This is a genomic window from Pedobacter nyackensis (assembly GCF_032678475.1).
Lineage (GTDB): Bacteria > Bacteroidota > Bacteroidia > Sphingobacteriales > Sphingobacteriaceae > Pedobacter > Pedobacter nyackensis_A.
Genome location: NZ_JAVTSF010000002.1, coordinates 47,756 through 60,277, shown reverse-complemented (window position 1 = coordinate 60,277; position 12,522 = coordinate 47,756). Strand labels below are relative to the sequence as shown.

13 protein-coding genes are annotated in these 12,522 nt (G+C 37.6%); 11 read left to right on the top strand and 2 right to left on the bottom strand.

Annotated elements, in window-relative coordinates; translation table 11 throughout:
- The first annotated feature begins 45 nt into the window (after window positions 1-45).
- The 11 genes from R2Q84_RS07855 to murI all read left to right on the top strand — a co-directional run bounded on the left by R2Q84_RS07855 (window position 46) and on the right by murI (window position 10,185).
- The gene (locus tag R2Q84_RS07855) at window positions 46-801 is read left to right on the top strand and encodes an SDR family NAD(P)-dependent oxidoreductase (protein WP_316816000.1); all 756 of its coding nucleotides are present in this window, start codon (window positions 46-48) and stop codon (window positions 799-801) included.
- A gap of 74 nt (window positions 802-875) precedes the next feature.
- Window positions 876-1,322: a GatB/YqeY domain-containing protein gene (locus tag R2Q84_RS07850; RefSeq protein WP_316815999.1), complete on the top strand. Its 447-nt coding sequence runs from the start codon at window positions 876-878 to the stop codon at window positions 1,320-1,322.
- A 115-nt stretch (window positions 1,323-1,437) separates the two neighbouring features.
- On the top strand, window positions 1,438-2,202 hold the full coding sequence (locus tag R2Q84_RS07845; protein ID WP_316815998.1) for an alpha/beta hydrolase: 765 nt from the start codon (window positions 1,438-1,440) through the stop codon (window positions 2,200-2,202).
- A gap of 3 nt (window positions 2,203-2,205) precedes the next feature.
- Window positions 2,206-2,868 (top strand): CBS domain-containing protein, encoded by a 663-nt coding sequence (locus R2Q84_RS07840; RefSeq protein WP_316815997.1) that lies wholly within the window; start codon window positions 2,206-2,208, stop codon window positions 2,866-2,868.
- A 49-nt stretch (window positions 2,869-2,917) separates the two neighbouring features.
- Window positions 2,918-3,799, top strand: a complete 882-nt coding sequence (locus R2Q84_RS07835; RefSeq protein ID WP_316815996.1) for an NAD kinase — start codon at window positions 2,918-2,920, stop codon at window positions 3,797-3,799.
- Between the two features lies 1 nt (window position 3,800).
- Window positions 3,801-4,598, top strand: a complete 798-nt coding sequence (locus R2Q84_RS07830; protein WP_316815995.1) for a DUF6089 family protein — start codon at window positions 3,801-3,803, stop codon at window positions 4,596-4,598.
- Window positions 4,599-4,617: 19 nt separating this feature from the next.
- The gene (locus R2Q84_RS07825) at window positions 4,618-5,358 is read left to right on the top strand and encodes an isoprenyl transferase (RefSeq protein ID WP_316815994.1); all 741 of its coding nucleotides are present in this window, start codon (window positions 4,618-4,620) and stop codon (window positions 5,356-5,358) included.
- Between the two features lie 63 nt (window positions 5,359-5,421).
- Window positions 5,422-7,989 (top strand): outer membrane protein assembly factor BamA, encoded by a 2,568-nt coding sequence (gene bamA, locus R2Q84_RS07820; RefSeq protein ID WP_316815993.1) that lies wholly within the window; start codon window positions 5,422-5,424, stop codon window positions 7,987-7,989.
- Between the two features lie 137 nt (window positions 7,990-8,126).
- Window positions 8,127-8,657: an OmpH family outer membrane protein gene (locus tag R2Q84_RS07815; RefSeq protein ID WP_316815992.1), complete on the top strand. Its 531-nt coding sequence runs from the start codon at window positions 8,127-8,129 to the stop codon at window positions 8,655-8,657.
- Window positions 8,658-8,700: 43 nt separating this feature from the next.
- Complete coding sequence (locus R2Q84_RS07810) at window positions 8,701-9,249, top strand: OmpH family outer membrane protein (RefSeq protein WP_316815991.1); 549 nt, start codon at window positions 8,701-8,703, stop codon at window positions 9,247-9,249.
- Between the two features lie 99 nt (window positions 9,250-9,348).
- Window positions 9,349-10,185 carry a glutamate racemase gene (gene murI / locus R2Q84_RS07805; RefSeq protein ID WP_316815990.1) on the top strand — a complete coding sequence of 279 codons (837 nt, stop codon included), beginning with the start codon at window positions 9,349-9,351 and terminating at the stop codon, window positions 10,183-10,185.
- A gap of 1 nt (window position 10,186) precedes the next feature.
- Here the strand turns inward: murI and R2Q84_RS07800 are convergent, their stop codons facing one another.
- Both R2Q84_RS07800 and R2Q84_RS07795 read right to left on the bottom strand, forming a co-directional pair.
- Window positions 10,187-10,906, bottom strand: a complete 720-nt coding sequence (locus R2Q84_RS07800) for a response regulator transcription factor (protein ID WP_316815989.1) — start codon at window positions 10,904-10,906, stop codon at window positions 10,187-10,189.
- 15 nt (window positions 10,907-10,921) lie between these two features.
- On the bottom strand, window positions 10,922-12,343 hold the full coding sequence (locus R2Q84_RS07795; RefSeq protein WP_316815988.1) for a HAMP domain-containing sensor histidine kinase: 1,422 nt from the start codon (window positions 12,341-12,343) through the stop codon (window positions 10,922-10,924).
- Window positions 12,344-12,522 lie beyond the last annotated feature (179 nt).

Sequence of the window (12,522 nt, the reverse complement as noted above, 5' to 3'; positions counted from 1 at the left end):
CTAAACATACCTTTTCGAATGTTGTATGGCTAAAAATAATATCATATGAAAACGGCACTCATTACAGGGGCAACTTCTGGCATAGGAGCAGCATGCGCACATTTATTTGCTGCAAAAGGATATAATTTAATACTGGTAGGACGAAGAGAAGAGCGGCTAAAGGAATCCGGAAGACATCTGGAAGATAAGTATGCTGTGGAAGTGAAGTGCATTGTTGCCGACGTAAGGGATTTTGAAAATCTGTCATATGCTTTGGAAACATTACCCGTACAGTGGAAAAAAGTTAATGTTTTAATCAATAATGCTGGTTTAAGTCAGGGACTGGATCCGATTCATAGAGGCGAAATAGGCGATTGGGATACCATGATCGATACAAATATTAAAGGTTTACTCTACTCGACTAAGATAGTTTCTAATTGGATGGTGGCTGAAAGAAGCGGACATATCATTAATATAGGTTCTATTGCTGGAAAGGAAGTGTATCCAAACGGGAATGTATATTGTGCAACAAAACATGCCGTTGATGCTTTGAGTAAAAGTATGCGGATTGACTTGCTTACCTATGGTATAAAAGTTACAGCAATACATCCTGGAATGGTGGAGACAGAGTTTTCTAAAGTTCGTTTTAAGGGAGACGAAGGCAGAGCTAAGAAAGTTTATGATGGAGTAGATCCTTTGATGGCCGATGATATTGCAGATGCCATTTGGTATGTGGTGAGCAGACCGGCACACGTCAATATCAATGATATGCTCATCATGCCAACGGCACAGGCAACAGGTACAATTATTAAAAGAGATTAAAAGGTTTGTACCTCATACCTCATAACCTACAATCCACAACATATTACAAACAATATATAACCACAACTCAAACAATGATATCAAACACAATAGATCAGGAAATAAAACAAGCTATGCTGGCTAAAGACCAGGCGAAGTTAAGAGGTTTAAGAGCAATTAAGGCTGCATTACTTTTGGCAAAAACTGAAAAAGGTAATGCAGAAGAAATTACTGAAGAAGCAGAATTGAAGCTATTGCAGAAGCTGATTAAACAAAGAAAAGAATCTTCGGATATTTATAAACAACAAGGTAGAGAAGATTTAAGTGTGGTTGAAGAGGAAGAGATTGCTGTAATCAGTGCATTTATGCCTAAACAATTAGATGCTGAAGAGATTGAGGCAATAATTGTAAAGCTGATCGAAGCATCGGGCGCTACTTCAGTTAAAGATATGGGAAAGGTGATGGGGCTGGCCAATAAAGAGCTGACTGGCAAGGCAGATGGGAAGCTTATCGCTGAATTGGTAAAGAAACACTTGGCATAAAATATGCTGCATATTTAAAGTGATTCATTTATTTTCCTTAAATTAATATATTAAATTACATTAAATTAATTTTACTCTACTAACTTAGTAGCAATAATCATTACACAAAATATATATGACATACGAAGTAATAGACGAAGGCGGGTTTAAATATATAGAAGCCGGAAAAGGTGAAACCCTGGTATTACTTCATGGTTTAATGGGAGAGCTCAGTAACTGGGAACCCGTAATTGACCATTTTAAAGCTAATTATCATATCCTGGTACCAATATTGCCAATATATGAACTTCCTATCCTTACTCTTGGTGTGAGGAGCTTGTCGAAATACGTACACAAATTTTTAAAGCATAAAAAATTAAATCAGGTAGTTTTGGTAGGGAACTCCCTGGGGGGGCATGTTGGACTGGTATTTACATTGGCACATCAGGAGAATGTAAAAGCATTGGTTCTTACAGGCAGCTCTGGTTTATATGAAAATGCATTCGGCGGATCTTTTCCTAAAAGAGAAAGCTATGATTATATCCGTGAAAAAGTAGAATTCACTTTTTATGACCCGGCTACAGCAACCAAGTCACTGGTTGATGAGGTTTATAAGACGGTAAATGAGCGATCGAGAGTGATTCGTATCCTTGCTCTGGCTAAATCGGCTATCAGACACAATATGTCAAAAGACCTTTCGAGAATCACTATTCCCGTATCACTCATATGGGGACAACAGGATAAAGTAACACCTCCGGAGGTAGCAGAAGAATTTCATGAACTTTTACCAAATTCGGAACTGAACTGGGTAGACAAATGCGGACACGCACCAATGATGGAACGCCCTGAAGTTTTTAATGGATACCTTGATAAATTTTTAAACAGAATTTTACTGAAATAAACAATGTTGGCAACCGAACTCATATCAAATTCTATACCTCCATTAAGGACGTCTGACACTGTTCAGAAGGCTATGGAAAGGATGACTGAGTTCAAACTTTCCCATTTACCAATCGTAAATGAAAGTCAGTTTCTAGGTTTGCTGGCTGAAGATGAGTTGATAGAAGTGAAGGATGTAGAAACGCAAATTGGTGGATTGTCGCTTACACTCTTAAATCCATTTGTTTATGAAGATGCACATGTTTATGATGTGGTCAGATTACTAAATCAGTTAAATTTATCAGTAGTTCCTGTATTAGATTATAAGAAAAATTATCTTGGATTAATATCTATTAATAATCTGTTATGCTATATAGCAGATATCTTTGCGGTAAAAGAGCCGGGAGGAATTATTGTCCTCGAAATCAGTAACAGAAATAACTCTTTGTCCCACATGGCACAGATTGTTGAGGCCGACAATGCCCAGATCTTGTCTTCTTATGTGCAATCATTCCCTGATTCAACAAAACTGGAAGTTACGTTGAAGATAAATAAAACAGAGTTGTCTGGTATTATCGCGTCTTTTGAGAGGTATAATTACCAGGTTAAGGCAGTGTTTAACAGCACTAAGACCGACGATGGAACAGAAGATCGGTTCAATTCATTTATGAACTATTTGAATGTCTAAAAATATAAACACAATAAAATAATTATCTACTGATAAAACTAGACGCTAAATGAAGATTGCAATTTACGGTAGGGAATTCAATAATAGTGTATTGCCATTTGTTCAGGAAGTTTTTAATGTTCTTGATCAATATAAAGCCCCCATACTCGTTTATAAAAAATACCTGGATTTTATAAAAGATAAGATTAAACTTCCAGATCATATTACTGCTTTTACGCAGCATACAGAGCTGATTGGACATGCTGATGTATTGATCAGCTTAGGCGGTGATGGTACGTTACTGGATACTTTGGCTTTAGTTCGTGACTCTGGAATTCCCGTCATCGGAATCAACTTCGGAAGACTTGGCTTCTTGGCGAGTATCAATAAAGATGAAATCAAAACCGCTATTGAAGCTTTAAAGAATAAAGAGTACTCACTTGATAAACGCACACTTTTAAGTTTAGAGTCGACTTATGACCTATTTGGAGAAGAGAACTTCGCGCTGAATGATATTACCATTCACAGAAGAGATAACTCGGCCATGATGATTATTCATGCTTATATGAATAATGAATTCGTCAACTCTTATTGGGCTGATGGTTTGATTATTGCAACCCCAACGGGATCAACAGCGTATTCTTTGAGTTGTGGCGGACCGATTATCTATCCCAGCTCCCAGAACTTTGTCATCACTCCCATAGCTCCACATAACTTAAATGTACGTCCATTAATTGTTCCTGATGATGTAACCCTGACTTTTGAAGTAGAAGCAAGAAGTGCGAAATTCCTTGTTTCATGTGATTCGAGAACGGAAACGGTAGACAGATCGGTGAAAATAACGCTCAATAAGGCTAAATTTCACGTAAATCTGATCAGGCTTAATAATGAAAGCTATCTGACTACTTTAAGGAATAAACTACTTTGGGGAATAGATACCCGTAATTACTAGTATGCATTTCATCCGGCAATTGGCTTGTTTTATCGTCTTCTTTTCTGGGATGTTAAATGTCTGTGCGCAGACTTTTGAACTTGGGGTAATGGGTGGTGGTGCCGGTTATATCGGAGATCTGAACCAGGATAAATTACTGAAAATAAGTGGTTTTTCGGCGGGTGCTTATGCGAAAATGAATATTGATGCCTATTGGGCTATTGGTCTCCATTATAACTATGGAAAGATTAAGGCCAATGATGCAGATTCGGAAAATAGCCAGTTCAGAGACCGGAACCTCAATTTTAAGACAGCTTTAAATGAGCTGAGCCTTCAAGTTGATTTTAACTTTCTGAATTATTTTGCTGGTGGGGGAACGAAACGGTTTACGCCTTATATTTTTACTGGTATCGGAGGTGTGTTTTACAGCCCAAAAGCAGTTTACGCTGATAAAGAATATAATCTACGATTTTATCAAACGGAGGGACAAAGTGGGGCCTACCGTAATTATACTTTGACTGTTCCTTATGGGGTAGGGGTAAAACTAAGATTGAAGGACAATTGGGGGCTGTTTTCTCAGATCGGTTACCGGACTGCTCACACTGATTATCTGGATGATGTAAGTAGCAGATATCCGAACCCCGCAGTCTGGAAAAATGATAGCTATTTAGCTGATCGTAAGAAACTTTCAGATCCATCTCATAGTCAATATGGTGCCCCAGGTATTCAGAGAGGCGATTTTAGAAAAAGAGATACATATATGTTTGTAGGTATTGGCATATCTTATACCTTTGTGTCCCAAAAATGTTATACATTTTAAGCATATTTGCGGAAAATAAATGGGATTTAAAGAACAAATAGATACTACCCGCTTGCCGGAACACATCGCCATCATCATGGATGGGAACGGTAGATGGGCCAAAAATCAAGGTAAATTCAGGGTATTTGGCCATGAAAGTGGAGTCTTATCGGTAAAAGATATTGTTGAAGGCTGTGTGGAAATAGGTATCAGGTACCTAACCGTTTATGCTTTTTCAACCGAAAACTGGAACAGACCTATTGAAGAAGTCAATGCGTTGATGGAATTGTTGATTTCTACTATTAACCAGGAAACGGAAACACTTAACAAGAACAACATTCGGCTTAATGCTATCGGAGATATAGCTTCCCTTCCTCAGAAATGTATTGATGACCTGAAGAATGCCATGGATAAAACGGCGAATAATACACGTTGTACTTTAACCCTGGCTTTAAGTTATAGTGCTAAATGGGAGATTCTTGAAGCTGCGAAGAAATTGGCACAACAAGCAAAAGATGGGACGATAAATGTTGAAGATATTAATGAAGAGCATTTCTCTGCTCAATTGACCACTATAAATATGCCCGACCCCGAATTGATGATCAGAACAAGCGGTGAACATCGGATCAGTAATTTTCTGTTGTGGCAAATGGCCTATACAGAATTATATTTTACCGAGACCCTTTGGCCCGACTTTAGGCAGGAAGACCTTTTTGAAGCTATTGTAGACTACCAAAAACGCGAACGCCGCTTCGGTAAAATTAGTGAACAACTCAACTAATTTTACTTTTAACACTTTTTAACATGTGTTTAAATTAACTTAGCATCGATTTTTAGATTGTAAATGAAAAGAATATACCAACTTATATTATTGTTGTTGATTGGTTTACCAACAATGGCACAGATTACCCGTCCTCAGTCCAATCCTGCAGCTCCTTCTTTAAAAGTTAAAGGGTTAGAACTGGATTATTTCAATCCTAAAGAATATATCATTGGAGGTACAACTTTAACTGGTACTCAGTATCTGGACAAAGAAGTAATTATCACGCTTTCAAAATTGACTCCAGGAGAAAGGGTAGTGCTTCCAGGTGAAGCTACTGCAAATGCAATTAAAAATCTTTGGGCCCAGGGGTTGTTTGATGATATTCAATTGGATATTGTAAAGATTGTTGAGGATACGGTGTATTTCGATATTGAAGTTGTTGAGCGTCCGCGTTTGGGTTCATTTGAATTTACTGGGATTAGTAAATCACAAAAAACAGATATCCTTGAAAAGTTAAGTGAGAAACCTGGTAAGGCGATCATTAATGATAACTTATATAGCAGTACTACTGCAGCGATTAAGAAGTTTTTATTGGGTAAAGGGTATTTCTTTACCAACGTTGAATATAAAACGAAACCAGATCCTAGTCAGGAGAATAATGTGATTCTGGAAGTAATGGTGGACAAAGGCAGAAAAGTTAAAGTTCACGAGATCAAGTTCACTGGGAACAAAGAATTTTCATCAGCTAAATTGCGTAAGTTTCTAAAGAAAACTAAGCAACAGGCTTTCTATAAAGTTTTTGGTTCCGGAAAGTTCAATAAGGAAAAATACGATGAAGATAAAGTAAAACTGATTGCTAAAATGCATGACAAAGGTTACCGTGACGCGGTAATTCTGAAAGATAGCATTTATCAGTATAGTGATAAAGCGGTAGGTATTAAAATAGACGTATTTGAAGGGCCTAAATATTATTTCGGTGACATCACCTGGGTAGGTAATGCGAAGTACACAACTGAGTTTTTACAAAGAGCATTAGGTATTGAAAAGGGAGAGGTATTTAGTGAGGAGAAGCTGGAGAAAAAATTAAGAGGAAGTGCAAATGGTGATGACGTATCAAGTATTTATCTGAATGATGGTTATTTGACTTTTAACGTTGATCCGGTTCAAACCAGAATTACAGGAGATACAGTTCAGATGGAGATGAGAATCTATGAAGGTCCTCAATATACCAATAACAGAATCACCGTAGTTGGAAATACCATTACAAATGACCGCGTTGTTTTACGTGATATCCGTACAAAACCAGGAGAGAAATTCTCAAAAGACCTGTTGATCCGTAGTGTTCGTGAGATTGGTCAGTTAGGTAACTTTGATGAGTCTAAGACGAACCCTGTTCCTAAGCCAAATCCTGCCGACGGAACCGTAGATATTGAATATCACGTAGAGGAAAAACCGTCTGACCAGATTGAGTTATCAGGTGGTTTTGGTGGTGGTAACATCATAGGTACATTGGGTTTAACTTTCAATAACTTCTCGTTAAGAAATCTGTTTAACCTAAGTGCTTACAAACCTTTGCCAAAAGGAGATGGACAGAAATTAAGTTTACGCGGACAAACAAATGGTAAGTATTACCAGTCGTACAGCTTCTCTTTCTCAGAGCCATGGTTAGGTGGTAAAAAACCAATCAGTTTTGGTGTAAGTGCATTTACTTCATTACAATCTAATGGTGGAAGAAGTTACTACGGTACAATTGATCCTTCAAGCAGTCAGTATTCTAAAATTCGTTTAAATGGTGTTACGGTTAGTTTAGGAAGAAGATTGAACTTCCCGGATAACTACTTCCAGCTTACACATGCGATTAATGCACAACAGTATATCCTGAATAACTATGGTGGATTCTTGTTCAGCACAGGTACTTCCTATAACTTTAACTTAACACAAGAGCTAAGCAGGGATTCCAGGGATTCCCCAATCTTCCCAACCGGAGGTTCTTACTTTAAGTTTACTGTTCAGGCAACTCCTCCATATTCATTGATGAACAATGTGAATTATGAGACGGCTTCAGATAAACAACGTTATAAGTTTACAGAGTACCACAAATGGAAATTTGAGTCGCAATGGTTCCAAAGATTAGCAGGTAAGTTTGTTGTTAAAGCACAAGCTCAATTTGGTTTCCTTGGTTCGTATAACAGCGCTGTTGGTCAGTCTGCATTTGAAAGGTTTAAATTGGGTGGTGATGGTATGCAAGGCTTTGACTTCCTTCAGGGATCTGAGTTGATCGCGATGCGCGGATATGCCAACAACTCTGTAATTCCAGTTGGATCAGACCCTAATATCGCGCAGCAATCTGGTAGTCCGATTTTCACTAAATATGTAATGGAGGTAAGATATCCGGTAATTGCAAGTCAGCAGGCTACTGCATTTTTAGTAGCATTTGCTGAGGGTGGTAATACCTGGGATAAGTTTTCTGACTTTAATCCGTTTAATGTTAGACGGTCTGCAGGTTTTGGTGCGAAAATATTTTTACCGATATTTGGATTGTTGGGGATTGACTGGGGTTATGGATTTGATAAGATCCCTGGATCACCAGATGCTAATAAAGGACAGTTCCACTTTAGTATAGCGCAACAACTTGGAGGATTTAACTAGTAAATATTAAATGAAATTAAGATAGGTTTGTTGGATAGCGTTCAGCAAACCTATCTTAATTTCATAGCCATGAAGCTGCAAAGGGCTTTTAGTAAAAAATAAATAACAATTACCACTGAAAAAATAAACATATACTAATGAAAAAGTATTTTTTAATTTGCATCTTGCTGTTCGTAAGCTTTGGTGCATTTGCACAGAAGTTTGCATATGTGGATACAGAATACATTCTGAAACACTTGCCGGATTATAAGTCGTCATTGAATCAATTAAACGTTTTGTCACAACAATGGCAAAAGCAGATCGACAACAACTTTGTTGAGATCGATAAAATGTACAAAGCTTATCAGGCAGATCAGGTATTGTTAACTGAGGATATGCGCAAAAGGAGAGAGAATGACATTATAGAAAAGGAAAAGCAGGCGAAAGAGTTTCAGCGCAAGATATTTGGACCTGAGGGAGAGTTGTTTCAAGCCAGAACAAAATTGTTAAACCCTATTCAGGAAAGTGTAACAAAAGCGGTAGCCGAGATTGCTAAAGCCAAATTGCTGGATTTCATTTTCGATAAGAGTAGCGAAGCAACCATGATGATCTATGCCAGCAGTGGTTATGACGTCAGTAATGATGTGATTAAAAAATTAGGTTACAAGCCTGATTCAGGAATAAAATAGATATATTAAACACAAATTAGAAACAATTATTAAGACAAATAGAATGAGAAAGTTAATTAACGCATTTTTTTTAGCAGCAGGATTATTGTTTACTGCTAACATTGCAAATGCACAACAAAAACTCGCACACTTAAACTCTGCACAAATTATTGAAGCAATGCCAGAGGTTAAAACAGCCCGTACTACATTAGAAACTGTTCAGAAAGCGAAACAAGCGGATATTGAGAAAATGATCTCTGAATATCAGACAAAGCTTAAAGCTGCTCAGGACAAAGAGAAAACAATGAGTGAGGCGAACAAAGAAGTAGTAGGTAAAGAATTACAAACTATGGGCGCAGAACTTCAGGATCTTGAAAAACGCATTACTGAAGCTAGAACTAAAGCACAACAAGAATTAGAAGCTAAGAACGCTGAATTGTTTAACCCTATTCAAGTTAAAGCTGACAATGCAATTAAAGCTGTTTCTAAAGAAAAAGGTTACGCTTATGTATTTGATACTGCAAACCAGTCTTTAGTTTACTGGGATGGTGGTGATGACATCACTGATGCTGTGAAAGCTAAATTAGGTATTGCTGCGGCCCCTAAAAAATAATCAATAAGATTTTAACGCTTCTGATCTTTGAACAAAGGTTTTGCAAGCAAAAATATTTAAATTGCGGGATTGAGTTATAAAGCTCAATCCCGTTTTTTTATGGTAAAAAATAAACAGTCAATAGGTGTTTTCGATTCAGGTTATGGTGGACTAACTGTGTTTAAATCAATTGCCCGGAAATTGCCTCAATACAATTATATTTATCTTGGTGACAATGCGCGTACACCTTACGGAGATCATTCTTTTGAGACGATTTACCAATATACACTTGAATGCGTGGAATGGTTGTTTGCACAAGGCTGTCCACTCGTTATACTGGCTTGTAACACGGCCTCGGCAAAAGCACTGAGGTCTATACAGCAAAATATACTGCCTTTCAAATACCCCGACCGTAGGGTATTGGGCGTGATCAGACCAACAGCAGAAATTGTGGGGAACTATACCCATAAAAAAAGCGTAGGTGTAATGGGCACAAGGGGAACAGTAAATTCCGAATCTTACCTGATGGAAATCAATAAATTTTTTCCCGAAATCAAGGTCGCCCAGCAGAGCTGTCCAATGTGGGTTCCGCTTATTGAAAACGACGAACACCGGAATCCCGGGGCAGATTACTTTGTTAAAAAATATCTGGATGAGTTATTGGCTAAGGATGATGAAATAGATTGTATTGTTTTAGCCTGTACGCATTATCCCCTGTTGGTACCAAAAATAAAGGAAATGCTGCCTCCTGATATCAATTTGCTTGCACAGGATGATATAGTGGCCGATAGTTTGGCCCTTTACCTGGAAAATCATCCTGAAATTGAAAGCAGGATTTCAAAAGAAGGCCATCAGCAGTTTTTTACTTCTGGAGATCCAAGGGTTTTCGATATCAATGCTTCTACTTTTTTTGATAATGAAGTTGTTTCCTCAAGGGTGGATCTGATACATCATTAGATTAATCCATCGCTTTTACAGAAAATATAAATCCAACCCCATATACATTGTCAATTTTAACATTTGAAGAGGAACGGAGGAGTTTACGTAACCTGGAAATAAAAACATCGAGGCTACGGCCAAGGAAATAATCATTTTCGCCCCATACCTGCATCAGTATGTCTGCTCTTTTGATAATGATGTTTTGATGATTGTTCAAATACTCTAAAAGTTCTGCCTCCCGCTGTGTCAGTACAATTGATTTATCCTTGATCAGTGTGAGCGTTAGCAGGTCCTTATTCAATTGCATATCACCAATGTTCACAAGGGGAGAACTTTGTGATTTTTGTATTATAGACATTGGAGTTTGTTTCTGTCTTTTGATAATGTTCTGAATGCGGAGTACCAGTTCATCGATGTCGAAAGGTTTAGTGATGTAGTCTACAGCACCAATCTTTAGTCCCTTTAACCGGTCCGATTTTTCTTTTCTTGCACTGAGAAAAAGAAAATAAGCTTCTTCATTAATGTGCAGGATGCGCTCTGCAAGTTCAAAGCCGTTCATGTTTGGGAGCTGTATGTCTATAATCATCAACTGATAACCATAAGGATCTGCATTGAATAAAGTCAGGGCAGATTTGCCAGATGTACACCATTCTACATCAAAATCCATAAGCTCAAGATACTGCCTGGTTACATTGCCCAGGTCAACTTCGTCTTCAATATATAAAATTTTGGTCTTCATGTTTTTAAATGATAATCAGGAAATAAAGATGATAAATTCGCTACCTATGCCTACTTTGCTGTTAACAAGCATTTTCCAATTGTGTGCATATACACACTGCTGTGCATAATAGAGTCCAAGTCCAAGTCCATTTACATGTTGCATTTCTTCCTTGTTTGCTCTGTAGAATTTATCAAAAATGTTTTTAACAGTTTGATCTTCCATTCCTATACCATTGTCGGCAATCATCAGCTGCAGTTTTCCATCATTTATGACAAAATGAATATGAATATGTTTCTCCTGGTGATCATTGTACTTGATGGCATTGTCGAAGATGTTGAACAGCATGGTGGTAAACCAGAACTCATTGAGTAAAACCATATGCCGGTCAGAAGGAATCTGATTCATAACCAGCTGAACGTGTTTGTCAGCAATTTTAAGGCGATACGCTTTCAGAATTTGATCAATCAATACGTAGATATCTGTCTCTTCTTTTTCTATATTGGCATTCTCAATTTTTGTAATGTCTAATACCTGACCAAATAATTTCTCCAGTCGTTTAGACTGTCTGTAGATCACTTCAGTGAGTTCTTTAACCCGGTATTTATTTAGCAGAACTTTTTCATTCTGAAGACTTTTGTTCGCGACAATGATTGTAGATATGGGGGTATGGAATTCATGAGTAATGCTATTGATGAAATCCGACTTCATTTCTGCCAGTTTTTTTTGTTGCAACCAGTTCTTAAAAGTAATGTAGTAGATGGCCATCACTGTAGTTAACGCAAAAAGAGTTAACATCAATGTTGGAACAGCCGATTTAAGGACCTCCATGTCGCGGTTATTGTGGTCTACGTAAACGGTGAAGGTCATGTCGTACGAATATTGTAAAGAGGAACCTGTAGTTACTGAATATGCTATGTTTTGGGTTAAGGGGGTTTGCAGGTGGCCATCTAAGATGTAGCCACTTTTTGTTTGCGCGTCATTTTTTAAAAAGGAATAATTTTCATGGTGATCATATAAGGTAGTCACTACACCAGGGCCGAAACGTAGTTTGATGTTGTTAACCGTGAGTAGGTAGTCCAGGTTTTTACTGAGCTGGTATTTCTTTTTCATGGCTTCGAAAAGCGTGTCCATTGGACTGTTGATAGTGAGTTCATGGAACATATTTTTCAATATAGAATCAGCATATGGATTTCTTATTGCCTTATGCTGTTGGTAATGTCGTTCTAGCGTATGCATGTTTTTCTCCAGATGATTGCTTACAATTTTAAAACCACCCGGATAAATGTTTTCATGCTCAGCCAGCGCTTTGAAGTCCTCGTGCAACAGGTTCTTTTCTATAGACTGGTACTGGTGATCCTTTAACATAAAGGTATTATAGATCAAATAAAACAACACAACAACCAGTGTTACAAAGCTAAGAAAAGCAATAGCCTGATGTTTTTTCAAATCGCTCATTGGCTAAAAATAATAAAATGTTGCCGCGGTTTTTTGATGTTAACAATTCGTTAAGTTTTCATTAACAAAATGAAAGCGGCCTGATCCTACTTTTACGAAATGTAAGGCGCTTGTATCTGATTGAACACCAGTTGTTCATGTTTCATATATCCCTTGCAGTTACCTGGAACAAAGAACCA

Excerpts from the sequence above, each read along its gene's own strand:
- R2Q84_RS07855 (WP_316816000.1), top strand. The coding sequence starts at position 46 with ATGAAAACGGCACTCATTACAGGGGCAACTTCTGGCATAGGAGCAGCA.
- R2Q84_RS07850 (WP_316815999.1), top strand. The coding sequence starts at position 876 with ATGATATCAAACACAATAGATCAGGAAATAAAACAAGCTATGCTGGCT.
- R2Q84_RS07845 (WP_316815998.1), top strand. The coding sequence starts at position 1,438 with ATGACATACGAAGTAATAGACGAAGGCGGGTTTAAATATATAGAAGCC.
- R2Q84_RS07840 (WP_316815997.1), top strand. The coding sequence starts at position 2,206 with ATGTTGGCAACCGAACTCATATCAAATTCTATACCTCCATTAAGGACG.
- R2Q84_RS07835 (WP_316815996.1), top strand. The coding sequence starts at position 2,918 with ATGAAGATTGCAATTTACGGTAGGGAATTCAATAATAGTGTATTGCCA.
- R2Q84_RS07830 (WP_316815995.1), top strand. The coding sequence starts at position 3,801 with ATGCATTTCATCCGGCAATTGGCTTGTTTTATCGTCTTCTTTTCTGGG.
- R2Q84_RS07825 (WP_316815994.1), top strand. The coding sequence starts at position 4,618 with ATGGGATTTAAAGAACAAATAGATACTACCCGCTTGCCGGAACACATC.
- bamA (WP_316815993.1), top strand. The coding sequence starts at position 5,422 with ATGAAAAGAATATACCAACTTATATTATTGTTGTTGATTGGTTTACCA.
- R2Q84_RS07815 (WP_316815992.1), top strand. The coding sequence starts at position 8,127 with ATGAAAAAGTATTTTTTAATTTGCATCTTGCTGTTCGTAAGCTTTGGT.
- R2Q84_RS07810 (WP_316815991.1), top strand. The coding sequence starts at position 8,701 with ATGAGAAAGTTAATTAACGCATTTTTTTTAGCAGCAGGATTATTGTTT.
- murI (WP_316815990.1), top strand. The coding sequence starts at position 9,349 with ATGGTAAAAAATAAACAGTCAATAGGTGTTTTCGATTCAGGTTATGGT.
- R2Q84_RS07800 (WP_316815989.1), bottom strand. The coding sequence starts at position 10,906 with ATGAAGACCAAAATTTTATATATTGAAGACGAAGTTGACCTGGGCAAT.
- R2Q84_RS07795 (WP_316815988.1), bottom strand. The coding sequence starts at position 12,343 with ATGAGCGATTTGAAAAAACATCAGGCTATTGCTTTTCTTAGCTTTGTA.